We start from the raw sequence: 15923 nt of genomic DNA, 5'->3' as shown, positions 1-15923 counted from the left end.
ACGATATCATAAACCGATAAAAGTTGCCAATGAATAGGGCGCTCCAATCTGCTGCCATTACTACGGGGCGAACCCTTCCTGACTCACATAGATCTGATCCGGAGGGAAAACACGTAGCAGCCGTTCATAGACGATCTGATAGGCGGAAGGATCATACCATTGCTGTAGACCAAGCTGTTCATAGAGAGCGGGAATGCCGTTTCTTTTTGTTCGCTTACCGCCGCTGCCATCTCCCATATAAAAATCGTCCACACAGACACGTGTTACCAATGGACGCAATATCTCCGGGAAAGATTCACTGCTTGGCAAAACAGGGGCAATCGTTGCTTGAGTAGGGATGCCAGCTTCAGCCAATCGCTGAAGTGCTTTTAACCTGGCTTGGATGGGAGGAGCTTGCGGGCTAAACTGCTTGCGAATCTCCTCCAGATCGGTCTCGATGGTCATGCTGACGCGCACACGATCTCCAAGCCGAAGAAGCAGATCAGCATCCCGCCAAACCAATGGACTTCTCGTCTGGACCAACAAAAAATCTGGTGGATTCTCTACCATGACCTCGAGCATAGACCGCGTTACCTTTTCTGTGTGTTCGATAGGCTGGTACGGGTCTGTGCTCGACGACATGAAGATGGTTACCTTTCCTTTTTTCTTTGCCCGTGCTAATTCCTTCCGCAATAGATCAGCGGCTTGCTGCTTAATGTCGACCCACGTGCCCCATTCCTCGTTGCGAAACAAAGACACGGGCATTTGCCGAACATAGCAATAAGAACAGGCGAAAGAACAGCCTGTATATGGATTGAGCGAATGGCTGTAATCCGCAAGAAATCCGCTTCCTTTATTGAGCAGTGTTTTCGGGTTCTTATAGGAAAGAATACAATTCAAGCTGTGTTCCCTCACTTTGCATCATGAAAAATGATCCCCAAGCTATAGCGTGTGCCAGACGTAATCGTGCTGACACCGTGCCGAAGCGTGTTTTTATAGTGGCCGCGTGTTCCTTTTACAGGACGATAGGACGTTGGGAAAATAAGTCCAGCGCCTTGCTCCAAGGTTATCACATGTCCTCGGCTCTGTGCCCGCGGGCGTTGCTCCATCAGCAGAAATTCTCCGCCTGTGTAGTCCTTTTCCTTCTGATTTAAGGCGAAAACCACTTGAAACGGAAAGAACACCTCGCCGTACATATCCTGATGCATACAATTGTAGCCGCCTGCTTCGTATTTCAATATCAATGGAGTGGAGCGAAGCTGACCCTGTTCGTGACATTGCGTCAAAAATGCAGCGAGAGTAGCAGGATATATCGGCTCTTGTCCAAGCAACTCGAGCCAACGATTCGCAGTCTGGGCGAGCATCGGATAAAAGCCTTCGCGAAGCTCTTGTAAAACCGAGGGAAGAGGAGCCTGATAATAGCGATACTCCCCTTCACCAAAGCGGTACCGCGCCATCTGAATCGTATTGCGAAAAAAGTGATCCTGTCCGTATGTCTCAATTATTTCCTCGCAGGCGGACGAGCTTAATAAGGAAGGAAATACTGCATACCCTTGTTCGTCCAGCTCCTGATGAAGCGAATTCCAGTCCAGTGCAGCAATCCTTTTTGTCAGTGGCTTAGACATGCTTCACACTCCGTTTTGCGTCGTCACTACTCTTTTTCTCCAGGTCCAGCAGTGTTGTTTTCATTGGCAATCCTCCCCGATAGCCAGTCAGCGAGCCGTTTTTACCGATAACCCTGTGACAGGGGACTGTAATAAGTACCGGATTGGCACCGATTGCAGCACCAACAGCTCGAACAGCTGCGGGTTTTTTCATGATGGATGCAATATCGGTGTATGAGGCAGTTTGCCCATACGGGATTTGGCGCAGTGCTTCCCAGACAGCGAGCTGAAAAGGCGTTCCAGACAGATCACAATCGATAGAAAACTGCTCACGTGTTCCTTGCAAATACTCGATCACTTCATTCATAAAAGGCTGTAACCGTTCTTCGTCATGCCCCAAACTACTATGGGGGCGATGCTTCATTACCCACGCTTCCAATTCCTCAAATGGCTGATTGACAGAGCCGACATAACAAAGGCCGGCAGCCGTTGCCGCCAAATAAATGCCCCAATCACCATAGGTCAGCTTTGCCCAATACACGGTTTGATTTTTCACCCAAACGCCTCCTTCGAACTATGTACGCACAGTATACCTCCAGCGTCTCTTCTTCGTACGTTTTTGGGAGTGGATGAGCAAGATAACGAAACAATGTCCTCTATCCTCTACATTCCCATTGCTTTTATCCAGCGGCGGGAGTAAGGTAGGAGAAGACAGAGGAGGAACGATGCTAGTATGACTGATCAATTAACGCATTTTAATGAACAAAATCGAGCGCGCATGGTGGACGTATCTGAGAAGGACGTCACAAAACGGGAGGCTGTAGCAGAGAGCCAAATTAGCATGAAACCCGAAACTCTCGCCCGTATTAGAGAAGGAAGAATCGAAAAGGGCGATGTGCTCGCAGTTGCTCAGGTAGCAGGTGTCATGGCTGCCAAAAAGACGTGGGAGATTATTCCGATGTGTCATCCGCTGCCATTGACTGGCATCGATATACAGTTTGCTTTTGTGGATGAAACGACGCTAATGATTTCGGGAACCGTGAAGACGACCGGGAAAACAGGCGTCGAGATGGAGGCGTTGACAGCGGTCAGCGTAGCTGCATTGACGGTTTATGACATGTGCAAGGCTATGGATAAAGAAATGATTATTGGTCCGACCAGCCTGCAATTGAAAACAGGCGGAAAAAGCGGCGATTTCCGTCGGGGAGAGAAGTAGGCTATGAAGCAAAAGTGGGAATCTTATCCAAGCAGCATTCGTCTACTGGCGATTGCTGCTGTCATTTTTTCTACCGGAATGGCATGTATTTGGCCGCTTGTCACGATTTATATTCACAATCATCTCGGAAAGCCGCTGACCGTAGCCGGCTTCTTGTTGCTTTTAAACCAAGGCTCATTCCTGATCGGTAGTATTATCGGCGGGATGATGTTTGACCGCTGGGGCAAAATGCGTACGATCATTGTCGGTTCCATCGGCGTTATTCTAATATCGATCGGTTTAGGGCTTACGCAAGATTTTACAACTTATGTTGTACTTTTGCTGTTGAATGGACTGTTCTACGGATCACTTTCTCCTGTCATGAATGCATTGGCAGTTGTCCTATGGCCTGAGGGCGGGCGCAAAGGAATCAATTTGATTTATGTCTCCCTCAATGTGGGTGTGGCTGCAGGTTCTGCTTTAGGCGGTTTCCTGGCAAGTGTTTCGTTTGCTTGGACGTTTTTCGGAAATGCGATCTCACAAGTGATCGTCCTGACCATGTTCATGCTCATCTTGCCTCGTCAGATACAAATGGCGGAACAACAACGGCAGAACGCGACGACTGGACAAAGTACAGCTGAGCAGGCAACGGGCGATGTGTTACAACAACCACAGCAAGAGACCAAGGTAGTATGGGGAGCCTTGCTGTTATTATGCGGAGGGCTATTGATTAGCTGGATTGTCTATGTACAATGGACGACAGTACTGTCAACCTACATGCAAACCTTGGGGATTTCCCTTCGCCAATACAGTTTGTTGTGGACACTAAACGGCGGGTTGATCCTGTTTGGTCAGCCGTTGATTGCGTGGGTCATTCGACGCTTTGCCCGCACGCTTAAAGCACAAATGCTCTTGGGCGCTTACATTTTTGCCTTGTCCATGCTGATCCTGTCGCAGTCAACGGTTTATGCGGGCTTTGTGGCTGGCATGTTCATCATGACGTTGGGGGAAATGCTCGTTTGGCCAGCGGTGCCAGCAGTAGCTGCACAGTTTACGCCAGCGGGACGAGAAGGCTTCATTCAAGGGCTGATTGCAGGGACTGGATCAGCAGGACGTATGCTCGGACCATTGCTAGGCGCATTCATCTTCCAGTCGTTTCATGCGCAGGGACTGCTGTTCGTGATGGCAGGCTTGTGTCTGTTGTCTGTCGCATTCTTTGCCTTCCACACTTCTTTTCAAAAAAGAAGTCATCAAGCGCCGGTACAGAATCAAGCATCTTGACACGGTTTACGTGCTCAAGTAGTATGATATAGATGAAAAAACAGTATATTCCGTGTGTTTGACTTATTGAGAGAGGTGGAGGGACTGGCCCTATGAAGCCCGGCAGCGGATCTGTTCCATACGATGGACAGATGCTGTGCCAATTCCAGCAGGATATTTTCCTGACAGATAAGGACGTGACCCAGCTGATCTCCCCCTTTTTCTGTATGGAAAAAGGGGGTTTTACTGTATTGGGCCGAAGAAAGGAACTGAAGAGACAGATGCGCATCCAACCCTCCGACATGATTGATCGACTTCCTACCCAGTTTTTTGCGACCTTGGTGGCAAAAGTAAACAAGGTCATTGCACAAGGCCATGACGTCATTAACCTGGGGCAGGGCAATCCCGATTTGCCGACTCCACCACATATTATTGAAGAATTACAGTTGCAAGCAACGCAACCACTCCATCACAAATACCCGCCGTTTCAGGGACGTGTAGAACTGAAGCAGGCGGTGGCTCATTGGTATAAACAAGAATTTGATGTGGACCTCGACCCCGAGGAAGAAGTAGCGATTTTGTTTGGCAGCAAAACCGGGCTCGTGGAGATTTGTCAAGTACTGATGAACGCAGGCGATGTGGCACTGGTTCCAGATCCAGGCTATCCAGACTATTGGTCAGGGGTTGCCGTCGTAAACGGACGCATGGTCATGATGCCGCTGAAGGCAGAAAATGATTTCTTGCCAGACTACAGCCAGCTCTCTCAAGCTGATTTGGATCGGGCGAAACTGATGTTTCTTAACTATCCGAACAATCCGACAGCGGTTAATGCACCGATCGAGTTTTATGAGGAAACGATTCGTTTTGCACGTAAAAATGAAATTGTGGTCTGCCATGACTTTGCCTATGGTGCGATCAGCTATGATGGGAAAAAACCAGTCAGCTTCATGCAGGTTCCGGGAGCAAAAGAGGTGGGCGTAGAGTTTTACACCTTGTCCAAAACGTACAACATGGCAGGCTGGCGGGTCGGAGCCATGGTAGGGAATCGCGAGCTGGTTCGTCTGATCAACCTCATTCAGGATCATTATTTCGTCAGTCTGTTTGGAGCGGTACAAATGGCTGCAGCCAAGGCCATGACTGATTCTCAGCAGTGCGTTCGCGATCTCGTCGCAGTCTACGAAAGCCGCCGCAACGCCTTGTACTCCCATCTGCATCGAATTGGCTGGCAGGCACCGCCGTCTCAAGGCTCTTTTTTTGCGTGGCTTCCTGTACCAAGCGGCTTCACGTCGATCGAATTCTCTGATTTGCTCTTGGAAAAAGCGCATGTCGTCGTAGCGCCAGGAAATGGCTTCGGGCCGACAGGGGAGGGCTACGTCCGAGCGGCGTTGTTGTCGAATGAAGATCGTCTCGCAGAAGCGGTCCAGCGGATTGAGCGGTTGGGGTTATTTACGAAAACAAACGAATAAAGTGTTAGATTGTAAGCGCAATAGAATTAAGCTAACAGCTACAAGGGCGCAGCGATGGAGCCGATCCATCGCTTTTTCTACGGAGGCAATTTACTTTGAATAGGAACGAAGAAAGGGCATTACTTACATGGAAAACGTATCCATTCAAGATAAGTTGGAATCAAAGCCCCCAGCATTATTAAGTCAAAGACTGGTAGTCCCCAAAGAACACTATTAGAAAGAAGAATGAAAGCTTTAGAACTAGCTGTTCAAGCGATTGACGAACTTTTCACTAAATAACTCGTCAGTCTAATTCTATATTTTCATCGAACAACTAAAGGCGAGGCAATTTGGCCACACTACCCTACAAATGGAGTGTGGCTTTTTTCTTCTAGAATAAAAATCATTCTCATTGTTGACAGATAATGATTTTCATTATACGATGTGATTGTTAATGATAATTAGTCTCAACGAGAGCAGGAGGGTACCATGCGCTATCAGATTAACGGTTACACGGATATGTATACGGTGATCGCCAACGAGCGTAAAATCGGCGGAGCCGTTGAAGCAGGCCAGATTCGCTTGCGGACGGGAGAAGTTTTCGCCAATGCTGTTCTCACTCGTTTGGAAATGTCAGGTGCGCATTTTTGCTCGATCGGCTTTGTTACAGAAGAAGGCAAAAGACTGATTGTCCATGTGGATGATATCAGCATGATCGCTGATGCACGTCACGTCAATGTATGTGAGCTGACGAATGAATGCATGCGAGTGGAGAAATCCGCAGAGAGACTGAAGCGATTGAAGCGTCTCTGTGAGTTGAATGAAGGCAGCTGTACACCGACATTCCAGGAAGAAGCATTGCTTTTGGCAAACGATATCGGAATGGATGAAGCGTCTACTCATGTAGATCTCTCTTTCCTGCCACACACAGAAAAACCGCGTGTGTTCCGCATCGCCTAGGTTATATAGCTGATACATATTGACCCCTTTTCGTCATAGGCGAAGAGGGGTTTTTTGCATGCATATCGCCAAGAATAACGATTGAACAACCGCTCGACATAGTCAAAACCTATCCGCTCATAGCTAGCAAGGATTGGACATAGCAGATCGACAGTGATAAAACAAGGATAAGCAAAATCAAGGGGGAACGGAACATGGAGTACTCATTCTCAAAATCTGTCGAAGCTCTATCCTCCTCGGCTGTCCGGGAAATCTTGAAGCTAACCCAAGGCAATCAAGTGCTCTCGCTCGCTGGAGGACTGCCAGCAGAAGATTCTTTTCCAATCGCAGAAATGCGTGAAGCGTTTAATCGCGCATTCGATCAAGGGGCAAAAGCCCTTCAGTACGGCTTGACTGATGGATATTTGCCGCTTCGTGAGTGGATTGCCTCCCGCATGAAGCAAAAGCATATGAATGTTGGCGTAGATAATATGATCATCACAACAGGATCTCAGCAAGCAGTTGACTTGTTGTGCCGTGTATACTTAGACGAAGGCGATGTCGTTCTCGTCGAAAACCCTACCTATCTGGCTGCGGTTCAATTGTTCCAATTCCGTGGAATTAAGGCCATTCCTGTAGAGGGCGATGCTGATGGGATGGATTTGGAAGATCTGGCGAAAAAAATTGCCCAGTATCGTCCGAAAATGGTGTATGTCATTCCTACCTTTGCGAATCCGACAGGAAAGGTATGGAGTCTGGAACGCCGTCTCGGCTTGCTTCGTCAATGTAAGGCGCAAGACATTCTCATCCTGGAAGACGATCCATATGGCGAAATCCAATTCGAGGGGAAAGCACCGTACCGCTCCATATTCTCACTGGATGAGCATCCGACCGATTCCTGTGTGGTGTACACCAGTACATTTTCCAAAATTGTCGCGCCAGGCTTGCGTACCGGATGGGCCATTGGAGATACCCGCGTGATTCAAATGATGGTGAAGGCGAAGCAAGCAGTTGATTTGCAATCGAGCACAATTGACCAGTACGCCCTGTATGAGCTATTGTCTTGCTTTGATCTGGAGAACCATATTGAGAAAATCCGCGAGTCCTACAAGGCGCGGATGGAATGGATGCATGAGCTCTTGCTCGCCCAAAACTGGGAAGGCGTACAGTGGGAAAAACCAAGAGGCGGGATGTTCCTCTGGGTGAATCTACCGGAGCATGTGGATGCAGAGAAGCTGTTGGCCCGTTCCGTACAGGAAGGTGTTGCATTCGTACCAGGCAAGCCGTTTTATGCCGCCGAGCCACAGGTCAACACGATGCGTTTGAACTATACGCTGTTGAACCGGGAAGACACAGAACTGGCGATTTCTAGATTGGGCAAAGCATTCCACGCCTACAACCAAATGCTTGTCGCACATTCATAAAAGCAAGACGTGAAAAGACAACCACTCATGAAGAGGGTTGTCTTTTTCTGCGTCATCTGTTCTCCCGTTGTGTACGATCCAGCCATTCATTCACGAGTTCCGTAAACAGATGCGGCTGCTCAATCTGCAAGTTGTGGCCAGCACAATCAAGTGCGGCAAATGAAGAGCGGGGATAGCCTTCGATGATATCCCAAATATCTTTATAGCCGACAGAATGATCTTGTTTGCCTACGACAAAAAGACTCGGGTGGAGGAAGGGGGCAGTATCTAACGGGAAGGAGACACCGTACGCCTGTCTGATTTTAGCCAGAAATAACGGGTCAGACAGCACATAGCCGTCGATAATCTCTTTTTGATAGCGATCCCACGTATATTCGGTTGCCACTACTGCCATCGATTCAAACTCCGCTCGTTCCTGCTCACTCAGCTTCTCCCAGAGTGAAGACTCTTCTACAAGGACGGGTTTATCCGGCAGTGTGCGTTTTTCTTTATCAGGAATAACATTGGGACAGATGAAAAGGGCTCCTTTCACTTGATCCCGGCGCTTCTCGATAACCGCTCGTACAAGATATCCTCCGTACGATTCCCCAGCAATCAAGAAGGACTCTCCTGGAATGATCTGATCAATGAACGCGAGGACAACTGCCAAAATATCGTCCGTAGTGTTGATATGCTTGTAGTTTTCCGTTTGTCCCATTCCCGGTAGGTCTATGTAAAGACGGCGATATCCAGGGCGTTCCTCAAAAATCGGTTCCATACAACCAGTCATGCAACGGTGATCAAGCGAAAATCCGTGAATCATCACAACAGGGAAGCCAGTTCCGATATCCTCATAATAAAGGTTGACGCCATTGACCTCACATCGCATAAATAAGCCTCCTAACATCATTTGTGTCAGATAGTTTCGATGATTCGGAACGTACGTTCTTATTGTAAAACACACCCATAACGAGAATCGTCAGTGGGTGTGCTTAATAACTTTCTATTCTTCTGTTTCTTCCAAGGTGCAAATGGCGCTAGGACGTTTGATCCGCAGTACAACGCATTCATACACACGGAACAGACTGTTCATTTGCTCGTCCCCGAGGAATGCAGAGTCGAAGTCTTCTGCAATAGCCAGGTCGAGATTGTGGCGGCCAGTCGCTACCAGAACGCCGGAACGACCCTTAATGGTAGGGGATTGGAAGACACCATCTGTTACGAGATTGCGTACATGCTCGATCTCAAGCACGTTGGTGCCTTTGTGCACACGATGCAAGAGAGAGTAGAGCTCAGGAGAAACGACCAGTGCATATGGACCGCTATGGCCCATTTTCAACAGCTTGTTGCGCGCTTCCACGATATCAGCAAATGCGTTGCCAGATTCCATCCAATCACTCTTCAGATGGGTGAGGCGGCCTTTTACGTTCATCAGACCTGGGAGATCAAACTCCTCAGCACCGTTGAAAATCAGATCGTCTTCCATCAGTGCACTGCCAGAAGCAGCATTGGCTGCCGCGCTCATGTCCAATGGCATGCCCAGTGTGCGTGCTTGGGCAACATCGCGCCAGTACAGCATGAAATCCTTATACAGAATCGGGATTGTCATGCTGACACGACGGCTAGGCTGTGTCATTTCCAACGATTCTCCGCGAAGGGAGAGACCACCAAAACGAGATTCTTCATATACATCGTTCGTAATGGTTTGGATACCTTCACCCAATGGTCCATAAATATCGATAAAACGGCGTCCTACCAGCTGGCGGCGAGCCATATCAATGACAGTTGCGTCCAACTGGTTCCATTCTTCAGTCGTCAAGGGAGAGTCCGGGTATTTACGAAGCTTGTCCATTGTGTAACCTCCATGTCATTTCAGGATTTACGATTCATTACATTCCTTTCAAGCTGCCAACTGTCAGTCCCTTTTTACCAGAAACTTCAGGTGCGGAATGCTTGATCACGGAAGCGACACCGTGAGGAGCGGAAGCCGAAGCTTTCAAATGGTCTACCTGATGAATATCGTGGCCCTCATCGTGATCAGTGAGATCAGGGTGAGTCGCATCAGAGAATCGTTGGCTCATGTTCGCCATGATCTCTTTTACCTTCAAATAGTCTGTATGAGTCTTTTCACGCATGCCATCCAGGAGCTGACGTGTTTCGTCATCCTTGAATTCATACAGGGAGAGCTCCAGATGCTCGCGGAAATTGTGCAGTCCAAATCGCTCGAGATTCACATCGGACAGCATTTGCGAGAGGTCGCGATCACTCAACTGATCCAGGCTTTTTTCAGCGGACACCTTCTCCAAGTAAGGAACCAACTCCTGCAGGCGGCCCATGCGCTGTTCTTCTTCTTCCAAAATGTGATGGTAGTAAAGCCGGGTATGCTCGTCCGTAGCCGCATCGATAATCGGCTGGATAACGCCCATGAAGCTGTCGATATAACCTCTGGTACGATCAAAAATGGTGTGCAGCTGTGTAATTTCTTGCACCCTACGCCACCTCCTCATTCACAATCTATTTTCTCATTATACAGTTGGAAAAAACAACCGGGCAACACCTATGTACATTTTCCTATTATTACGAAGAATTCGTTGTGGTGCTATTTGGAAAAGAGGCTAGAACGCTTGAGGGCAGAAGCTTTGTGAACGGCTTAGTTTCTAGTTTTGTTTTTTTACAAAAAAGTTATCATGGAGAGTATTGTCAAAGTTAATTGGGAATGATAATATTTATCAATAAGAGTGATATTCATTATCAATTAGCAAACTGAGAAGAAAACATAAATCCTACATTCACCTAAATTTAAGGAGGTAACAAGTTATGTCATCCATTTTAGTTATTGGCGGAGATCGCCTGGGGAATATTATCGAATTGCTGCAAGGTCAAGGATTCAAGGATATTCATCACGTAACAGGACGGAAGAGCTCGCAAACCGGGGTGAAAATTCCTGCAGGCATCCACATGATTCTGGTGCTGACTGATTTCGTCAACCACAACTTGGCCAAAACTGTGAAAAACCAAGCGAAAGATCGCGAGTTGCCAATCGTTTTCTGCAAACGCTCGTGTTCTGCAATTGCCAAAGCTTTTGATCTCACCGCGTAAATACATACTCTCTCGGTAGGACAGACTATGTTTGTGAGTCTGAAACCAACGGAGGAATGACGTATGGAACAGAATCGTTTGGGAGAACTGCCTATCGCACAGCTTACGGCCGCTCAGCTGCAACAATTAAAGCAGGCAGAAGAACAAATCAACGCAGAAGGTCCAAATATATATCTCATTGCATTAGAGAAGCAATCCCCGTCCTCCTAGACGGGGTTTTTTGTTGAGGCGCGCGTGCTTCTCACTTGAATACGTATTGCTCCAGCTGCATTTTTAGAGCGTCAATCCCAATTGCGAAGCCCAGGCATTGACTGGATTGAATAATGAACGCATTGAGACCAACGACTTCCCCATTCAAATTAATGAGTGGCCCTCCACTATTTCCTGGATTGATGGCGGCATCTGTCTGAAATATTTCTTCATACATACGCTTCGCAACCTGCAAACGCCGGTTTTTGGCACTGATGATTCCGGCTGTCACAGAATTTTCCAAACCAAGTGGGGAGCCACCTGTCGTCATAGAGCTAAAAATTATTTAGTGATAGGACAGTCGATGAAGGCAGACATCCCGGTTTTTCTGACCGGAAGTAGCCCCTGCTGCTTCCGCGTCAACACGCTTAATGAGAGCGCACACGAGCAAGCGGCGTTCTTTTTCATTGGCATGCGTCCAGATTAGACTCCAATTGGTGAGTTCACTTTGATCATCGGAGGGTGCTTTTGAAAAAAGGGGGGATGTCTTTTCCTGTTCTTTTGCGGCTAGATCCAACGCGCTGATTTTTTGGCGAAAGGCTGCGAGAGTCAGGAGTCCTTCTTCGTATGCCTGCTCCCAGCGTCGCCTTTTTATTTGCAGCTGCTGCTCCAGTTCTTTTGCCGGAGCGCGAGAATGCGTTTGTCGTAACGTCAGAAAAACTTCCTTGATAGCAGCCATGCATTCATTGGGATACTGCATCAGCTCTTGCAGGATCGTTTTTTCCAAGCGGTCCTCACGAATGGCAGAGGCTTCACACGTACCAGCCAGCTTGTTTTTACATACGTAGTAACGGTGCGAGTAGCGCTTTTTGCCTTTACCAGAGATGGTGGTTGTCTTTCCGCGCATAGGAAAGCCGCAGCGTGAGCAGTACAACAAACCAGAGAAGAGGTAGGTGGAGCTAAGTACTCGAGGATGGCTCGTGCTGCGAGCGCTCATTCGTTCCTGCACGCGCGAAAAGCAATGCCCATCGATGATGGCCGGGTGAGTCGCCTCTTCGATGATCCATTCCTCAGGAGCATTTCGTTGTTGATCGGCGTCGGCGTAATTCCAGCGTAATGCACCTTGATAGACAGGATTTTTCAACAGGCGAAGCACAGCACTGGCACTCCATGAGGCGCCATTTTTGCCACGCAATCCAGACTGGCTCGCCCATTCAGCAATTTGCCGCGGAGATTCCCCTTTGTCATAGCGTGCGAACATGTGGCGTACGCCATCTGCTTCCTCTTGATTCACGACCAGAGCTCCGTGCACCAGATCGTACCCATACGGTGCAGGTCCCCCTGGTCGTTTTCGTTCTCTTGCCATTTGGCTCATCCCCAGCTTGACGCGTTCCGCTAAATTTTCCCGTTCCCATTGTGCGAGGGCAGCTACCAGTGTGATAAATAATCGGCCGATTGCTGTCGTTGTATCGTAAACCTCCGTGCAGCTTTTAAAATGCACGTCATATCGTTCGAATTCCTGCAGGAGCTGATACAGATCAAGGACAGAGCGGGTAAGCCGATCCAGTCGATACACCAGGACGACCTCGATCTCACCACTTCTAATATCTTGGAGGAGCTGACCGAGTGCGGGTCGATTCGTATCTTTGGCACTTACGCCTTCATCTGCGTAGACGGCATGGACTTCCCAACCTTGGGAGTGAACGTACGAGAGCAGCTTTTCCCTTTGAGCGGGGATCGAAAATCCTTCGCGTGCCTGATCCTCCGTGCTGACTCGAATGTAGACAGCTGTTCGCATCACCAGGCCTCCCTTCACCTCAGGTTGCTAGAGTGTACAGCGAAAGGGAGGCGCTTATGCCTGGCCGCCAAATAAAAAACCCCGCTCATCCGTCTTGGACAAGTGGGGTCAAGCTACATCCATTTTTGGCCCCATTCGTGAATGGAATCAATGACAGGACGCAGATCTTTTCCTTTTTCGGTCAATTCGTACTCAATGCGAACCGGGATCTCTGGATACACTTTGCGCTCCAAAATCTCCAGCTCCTCGAGCTCCTTCAGCCTTTCAGAGAGCATTTTATCACTCATATGAGGAACCATTTCGCGGATATCCTTAAACCGTACAGTACCGCGTAACAGCACATGAATAATTAGGCCGGTCCAGCGTTTTCCCAGGACATTCATTGCGCACTCATACTTTGGACACATGTGTTCGCCAGAGTAATCTTGACTCATATCGGCGTCACCTCTATCTACTATCGTTATTGTTGCACTTTATTGTAACAGATTAGCTTGAAAAAAGTAAGTAACGAAAACTGGAATGGCACTTTGCCAACTGTAGAAGGTCAAGCCCGTTTTCATGGACAAATGTTTCCCAATAAGGTGTACACACATACACTAATCGCGAAATAAAAGAGGAGAAGAGGGTGTTAGGATGCTTCCTAAACGGGTAATCGGCATTTTGACCTGGCGAGAGGGGGAACGCTTTGAAGAACCAGACTATTTGCGGAAACTGGTTCAAACAGGGCAAGAGCTAGGGGCAGTAGTCTACCTGTTTTCGCATCAGGATGTCCATGTTCAGGATAAAAAGATCAAGGGGTTCCTGCCCAAACCGAATGGGCGCTGGGTGAGCAAATGGTTTCCTTGGCCAGAAGTCGTGATCGATCGGTACAGACGCAGAGTAAGGGAGTATATCCGGCTGCGAAATAGCGATCTGTTTTTCTTTGCAAACAGCCCGTTCAGTAAAAAGTGGAGAGTGACGAAGCTGCTTGCTTCCGACGAACGGGTCAGACGATGGATACCAGAGACGCATGTTTATGCCCAAGGCATGGTCCGAAGTATGCTCGCGCGCCATGCTCTTGTCTATGTGAAGCCTGGAAATGGCACAGGAGGAAGAAGCATTCTCAGAGTGGAGAAAAGGGGCAAGGAGTACTGTCTCTCTGGACGTGACAAAAAGCATGCCCACCATACGGCTCGCTTGGATACCGCAGTAGGCGTAGAGAAATGGGTCAAACGATGGGTGGAGGAGCAGCAGATTCGAGATGGTAATTTCCTGGTGCAACAAGGATTGGAGCTCGGCTTGCTTCGCAAGCATGTAGTCGATGTGCGATTGCTGATTCAAAAGGATGAGTGTGGAGAGTGGTCAGTGACAGGCTGTGGTGTCCGTATCGGGGAAAACGGTAGTGCTACCTCTAATTTGCATGGCGGGGGCAGGGCGATTCCATTTGAATGGTTTCTCTCCAATCGATTTGGAGTGGAACAGGCCGAGTCCATCAAAAGTGAATGCTACCAGCTAGCTTATGAAGTAGCGAAAACGCTCGAGGATTATTTTGGTCGCATGATGGAATTCGGGTTGGACATTGGGGTGGATGTACAAGGACGCGCGTGGTTAATTGAAGTGAATCCCAAGCCGGGGAGAGAGGTTTTTCGGCAGATGGGCGACATGCAGCTATACAAAATGGCGATAGCTCGTCCTGTTCAATTTGCGTTGTATTTAGCTAAGAATCAGGCTCGTTTTTTGTCTCTTTGATCACAGGTGGGGAACCGACGCTGATGACCCACTCTCCTACTTTTGTATGAGAGGAGTTGCCCAGTGGCAGCGGGTATAGCTTGCAGTCTGCATCAATTTTAATGACGGCGTAATCCCGAATTCGATCAGCTATGATGCGTTTGGCTTCAAATACTCTACCGTTATATAGCTTCACGAAAATGTTTTTGGATTTGCCGATGACATGCTCGCTCGTCAAGATATACCCTTTGGGATGAAATAGAAATCCTGAGCCAAAGCTTCGTTCCGTGGGTGGAGAATTATCTTCATGATCAATAAGACTCCGAATTAATGAATCCACGTCTTTGGAATGGGGAGCATCCTCTGTAACGATGGAGACGACTCCCTCTTGAACACGTTCGACAATGGGAACGAAGAAATTGAATGGATGCAGACTGCTGCTGCTCACAGGGTACTTTACCCGCGTATATTGGGACCATTTTTTACTTTTCACCGATCACTCCCCCTACAGCAGATAGGTATGTATCATCTTATGGGGAGTGGAGAGGGAAGGGACGCCCAATTTCTAGTCACGTGTATGATATATCATTAATTTTGATTGATATAATAAAGAAATAGCATTGGTATAATTATTAGAATCCATTTATAATAACATGTAGTTAAAGAATATTTTGAACATAAAGGCTAAGTCCTAGCCGCTAGAGAGAGAAAAAGAACGGTAATGGAGGATGCGAAGAGATGGATGTTAAAACGATCATACTGGGTTTCTTGAGCTACGGTGAAATGAGTGGATACGATATTAAGCAAGCGTTTACAAACAGCATTGGCTTTTTCTACGACGCTAGCTTTGGTGCTATTTATCCCGCATTGCGCAAACTGGAGGAGGAAGGCTTCGTAACGAAGCAAGAAATCATTCAGTCTGGCAAACCGAACAAAATTTTGTATCGGATTACGGAGGCTGGCAAACAATCGTTCCGTCAAGAAATCCAGACGCCAATCTTGCCGCCAGTATTGCGTTCCGATATGCTGGTTAAAATTTTCTTCGGCAAGAGCCGCACGATCGACGAGCAAAAGGATTTGTTAGAGGGCTGTTTGGATACGCAACGTCAGCTGCTTCAGCAAAGCAAGGCCTCTTTTAAAAAGCTGGAAGTGAATTTCGACGAATATCAACGTTTTTGCTGGGAGTATACCATTCATCATTTGGAGTCAACGATTTCCTTTATGGAACAAAAAATGACTTCCTTGGTGAAACAACCAGCTTACTCTGCTTAGGTCTTGATGGACCACATAAAGCGAAGGGCTCAT

The 15923-nt window shown here is 47.9% G+C and carries 19 protein-coding genes and 1 riboswitch; of the genes, 9 read left to right on the top strand and 10 right to left on the bottom strand.

The genetic code is table 11. The features are described from left to right. Positions 1-60: 60 nt before the first annotated feature. Genes AB1L17_RS09665 through AB1L17_RS09655 form a run of 3 tightly spaced genes read right to left on the bottom strand, consistent with a single transcriptional unit; the run spans position 61 to position 2139 of the window. The gene (locus tag AB1L17_RS09665) at positions 61-879 is read right to left on the bottom strand and encodes an SPL family radical SAM protein (protein ID WP_412844667.1); all 819 of its coding nucleotides are present in this window, start codon (positions 877-879) and stop codon (positions 61-63) included. A gap of 11 nt (positions 880-890) precedes the next feature. Then, on the bottom strand, positions 891-1604 hold the full coding sequence (locus AB1L17_RS09660; RefSeq protein ID WP_412844668.1) for a 2OG-Fe(II) oxygenase: 714 nt from the start codon (positions 1602-1604) through the stop codon (positions 891-893). Beyond that, complete coding sequence (locus AB1L17_RS09655; protein WP_412844669.1) at positions 1597-2139, bottom strand: methylated-DNA--[protein]-cysteine S-methyltransferase; 543 nt, start codon at positions 2137-2139, stop codon at positions 1597-1599. Before AB1L17_RS09655 ends, AB1L17_RS09660 begins: the two co-directional genes overlap by 8 nt. A gap of 177 nt (positions 2140-2316) precedes the next feature. On the opposite strand from AB1L17_RS09655, the gene moaC reads away from it, so the two are divergent. From moaC to AB1L17_RS09630, 5 genes are all read left to right on the top strand, one after another. Further along, the gene (gene moaC / locus AB1L17_RS09650; protein WP_412844670.1) at positions 2317-2799 is read left to right on the top strand and encodes a cyclic pyranopterin monophosphate synthase MoaC; all 483 of its coding nucleotides are present in this window, start codon (positions 2317-2319) and stop codon (positions 2797-2799) included. 3 nt (positions 2800-2802) lie between these two features. Beyond that, a complete protein-coding gene (locus AB1L17_RS09645; protein ID WP_412844671.1) occupies positions 2803-4059 on the top strand; it encodes an MFS transporter in 1257 nt (418 codons plus the stop codon). Positions 4060-4119: 60 nt separating this feature from the next. Beyond that, positions 4120-4234: riboswitch (SAM riboswitch) on the top strand. An 85-nt stretch (positions 4235-4319) separates the two neighbouring features. Then, positions 4320-5504, top strand: a complete 1185-nt coding sequence (locus AB1L17_RS09640) for a pyridoxal phosphate-dependent aminotransferase (protein WP_412844748.1) — start codon at positions 4320-4322, stop codon at positions 5502-5504. A gap of 468 nt (positions 5505-5972) precedes the next feature. Continuing rightward, entirely contained in the window at positions 5973-6443 is a 471-nt protein-coding gene (locus AB1L17_RS09635; RefSeq protein ID WP_412844672.1) for a hypothetical protein, read from the top strand. A gap of 194 nt (positions 6444-6637) precedes the next feature. Beyond that, on the top strand, positions 6638-7846 hold the full coding sequence (locus AB1L17_RS09630; RefSeq protein WP_412844673.1) for an aminotransferase-like domain-containing protein: 1209 nt from the start codon (positions 6638-6640) through the stop codon (positions 7844-7846). A 52-nt stretch (positions 7847-7898) separates the two neighbouring features. Here AB1L17_RS09630 and AB1L17_RS09625 read toward each other — a convergent pair whose 3' ends face one another. The 3 genes from AB1L17_RS09625 to AB1L17_RS09615 form a co-directional block, all read right to left on the bottom strand. Continuing rightward, the gene (locus tag AB1L17_RS09625) at positions 7899-8714 is read right to left on the bottom strand and encodes an alpha/beta fold hydrolase (protein ID WP_412844674.1); all 816 of its coding nucleotides are present in this window, start codon (positions 8712-8714) and stop codon (positions 7899-7901) included. Positions 8715-8828: 114 nt separating this feature from the next. Then, entirely contained in the window at positions 8829-9677 is an 849-nt protein-coding gene (locus AB1L17_RS09620; RefSeq protein ID WP_412844675.1) for a family 1 encapsulin nanocompartment shell protein, read from the bottom strand. A gap of 37 nt (positions 9678-9714) precedes the next feature. Next, on the bottom strand, positions 9715-10314 hold the full coding sequence (locus AB1L17_RS09615) for an IMEF encapsulin system ferritin-like cargo protein (RefSeq protein ID WP_412844676.1): 600 nt from the start codon (positions 10312-10314) through the stop codon (positions 9715-9717). Positions 10315-10642: 328 nt separating this feature from the next. On the opposite strand from AB1L17_RS09615, the gene AB1L17_RS09610 reads away from it, so the two are divergent. Together AB1L17_RS09610 and AB1L17_RS09605 are read left to right on the top strand one after the other, a co-directional pair. Further along, positions 10643-10924, top strand: coding sequence for a DUF2325 domain-containing protein (locus AB1L17_RS09610; protein ID WP_016742090.1), 282 nt, complete (start codon positions 10643-10645; stop codon positions 10922-10924). Positions 10925-10987: 63 nt separating this feature from the next. Next, positions 10988-11134 carry a hypothetical protein gene (locus tag AB1L17_RS09605; protein ID WP_412844677.1) on the top strand — a complete coding sequence of 49 codons (147 nt, stop codon included), beginning with the start codon at positions 10988-10990 and terminating at the stop codon, positions 11132-11134. 31 nt (positions 11135-11165) lie between these two features. On the opposite strand, the gene AB1L17_RS09600 is transcribed toward AB1L17_RS09605, so the two are convergent. The 3 genes from AB1L17_RS09600 to AB1L17_RS09590 form a co-directional block, all read right to left on the bottom strand. Further along, positions 11166-11444 carry a S1C family serine protease gene (locus tag AB1L17_RS09600; protein ID WP_048034008.1) on the bottom strand — a complete coding sequence of 93 codons (279 nt, stop codon included), beginning with the start codon at positions 11442-11444 and terminating at the stop codon, positions 11166-11168. 15 nt (positions 11445-11459) lie between these two features. Continuing rightward, positions 11460-12911, bottom strand: a complete 1452-nt coding sequence (locus tag AB1L17_RS09595) for a recombinase family protein (RefSeq protein WP_412844678.1) — start codon at positions 12909-12911, stop codon at positions 11460-11462. A 113-nt stretch (positions 12912-13024) separates the two neighbouring features. Then, a complete protein-coding gene (locus AB1L17_RS09590) occupies positions 13025-13345 on the bottom strand; it encodes a winged helix-turn-helix transcriptional regulator (protein WP_106838200.1) in 321 nt (106 codons plus the stop codon). Between the two features lie 199 nt (positions 13346-13544). Between AB1L17_RS09590 and AB1L17_RS09585 the strand changes: the two genes are divergently transcribed. After that, positions 13545-14639, top strand: coding sequence for a YheC/YheD family endospore coat-associated protein (locus AB1L17_RS09585; protein WP_412844679.1), 1095 nt, complete (start codon positions 13545-13547; stop codon positions 14637-14639). On the opposite strand, the gene AB1L17_RS09580 is transcribed toward AB1L17_RS09585, so the two are convergent. Then, entirely contained in the window at positions 14608-15111 is a 504-nt protein-coding gene (locus AB1L17_RS09580) for a S1C family serine protease (protein WP_412844680.1), read from the bottom strand. The genes AB1L17_RS09585 and AB1L17_RS09580 overlap by 32 nt on opposite strands. Before the next feature lie 245 nt (positions 15112-15356). On the opposite strand from AB1L17_RS09580, the gene AB1L17_RS09575 reads away from it, so the two are divergent. Beyond that, complete coding sequence (locus AB1L17_RS09575) at positions 15357-15890, top strand: PadR family transcriptional regulator (protein ID WP_412844681.1); 534 nt, start codon at positions 15357-15359, stop codon at positions 15888-15890. Positions 15891-15923: the final 33 nt, after the last annotated feature.

This window comes from Brevibacillus jepli (assembly GCF_047229145.1).
Classification (GTDB): Bacteria; Bacillota; Bacilli; order Brevibacillales; family Brevibacillaceae; genus Brevibacillus.
This window is presented reverse-complemented; position numbering and strand designations above follow the sequence as displayed.

Excerpts from the sequence above, each read along its gene's own strand:
- AB1L17_RS09625 (WP_412844674.1), bottom strand. The coding sequence starts at position 8,714 with ATGCGATGTGAGGTCAATGGCGTCAACCTTTATTATGAGGATATCGGA.
- AB1L17_RS09600 (WP_048034008.1), bottom strand. The coding sequence starts at position 11,444 with ATGACGACAGGTGGCTCCCCACTTGGTTTGGAAAATTCTGTGACAGCC.
- AB1L17_RS09620 (WP_412844675.1), bottom strand. The coding sequence starts at position 9,677 with ATGGACAAGCTTCGTAAATACCCGGACTCTCCCTTGACGACTGAAGAA.
- AB1L17_RS09595 (WP_412844678.1), bottom strand. The coding sequence starts at position 12,911 with ATGCGAACAGCTGTCTACATTCGAGTCAGCACGGAGGATCAGGCACGC.
- AB1L17_RS09640 (WP_412844748.1), top strand. The coding sequence starts at position 4,320 with ATGCGCATCCAACCCTCCGACATGATTGATCGACTTCCTACCCAGTTT.
- moaC (WP_412844670.1), top strand. The coding sequence starts at position 2,317 with ATGACTGATCAATTAACGCATTTTAATGAACAAAATCGAGCGCGCATG.
- AB1L17_RS09590 (WP_106838200.1), bottom strand. The coding sequence starts at position 13,345 with ATGAGTCAAGATTACTCTGGCGAACACATGTGTCCAAAGTATGAGTGC.
- AB1L17_RS09610 (WP_016742090.1), top strand. The coding sequence starts at position 10,643 with ATGTCATCCATTTTAGTTATTGGCGGAGATCGCCTGGGGAATATTATC.
- AB1L17_RS09585 (WP_412844679.1), top strand. The coding sequence starts at position 13,545 with ATGCTTCCTAAACGGGTAATCGGCATTTTGACCTGGCGAGAGGGGGAA.
- AB1L17_RS09645 (WP_412844671.1), top strand. The coding sequence starts at position 2,803 with ATGAAGCAAAAGTGGGAATCTTATCCAAGCAGCATTCGTCTACTGGCG.
- AB1L17_RS09660 (WP_412844668.1), bottom strand. The coding sequence starts at position 1,604 with ATGTCTAAGCCACTGACAAAAAGGATTGCTGCACTGGACTGGAATTCG.
- AB1L17_RS09605 (WP_412844677.1), top strand. The coding sequence starts at position 10,988 with ATGGAACAGAATCGTTTGGGAGAACTGCCTATCGCACAGCTTACGGCC.
- AB1L17_RS09575 (WP_412844681.1), top strand. The coding sequence starts at position 15,357 with ATGGATGTTAAAACGATCATACTGGGTTTCTTGAGCTACGGTGAAATG.
- AB1L17_RS09635 (WP_412844672.1), top strand. The coding sequence starts at position 5,973 with ATGCGCTATCAGATTAACGGTTACACGGATATGTATACGGTGATCGCC.
- AB1L17_RS09630 (WP_412844673.1), top strand. The coding sequence starts at position 6,638 with ATGGAGTACTCATTCTCAAAATCTGTCGAAGCTCTATCCTCCTCGGCT.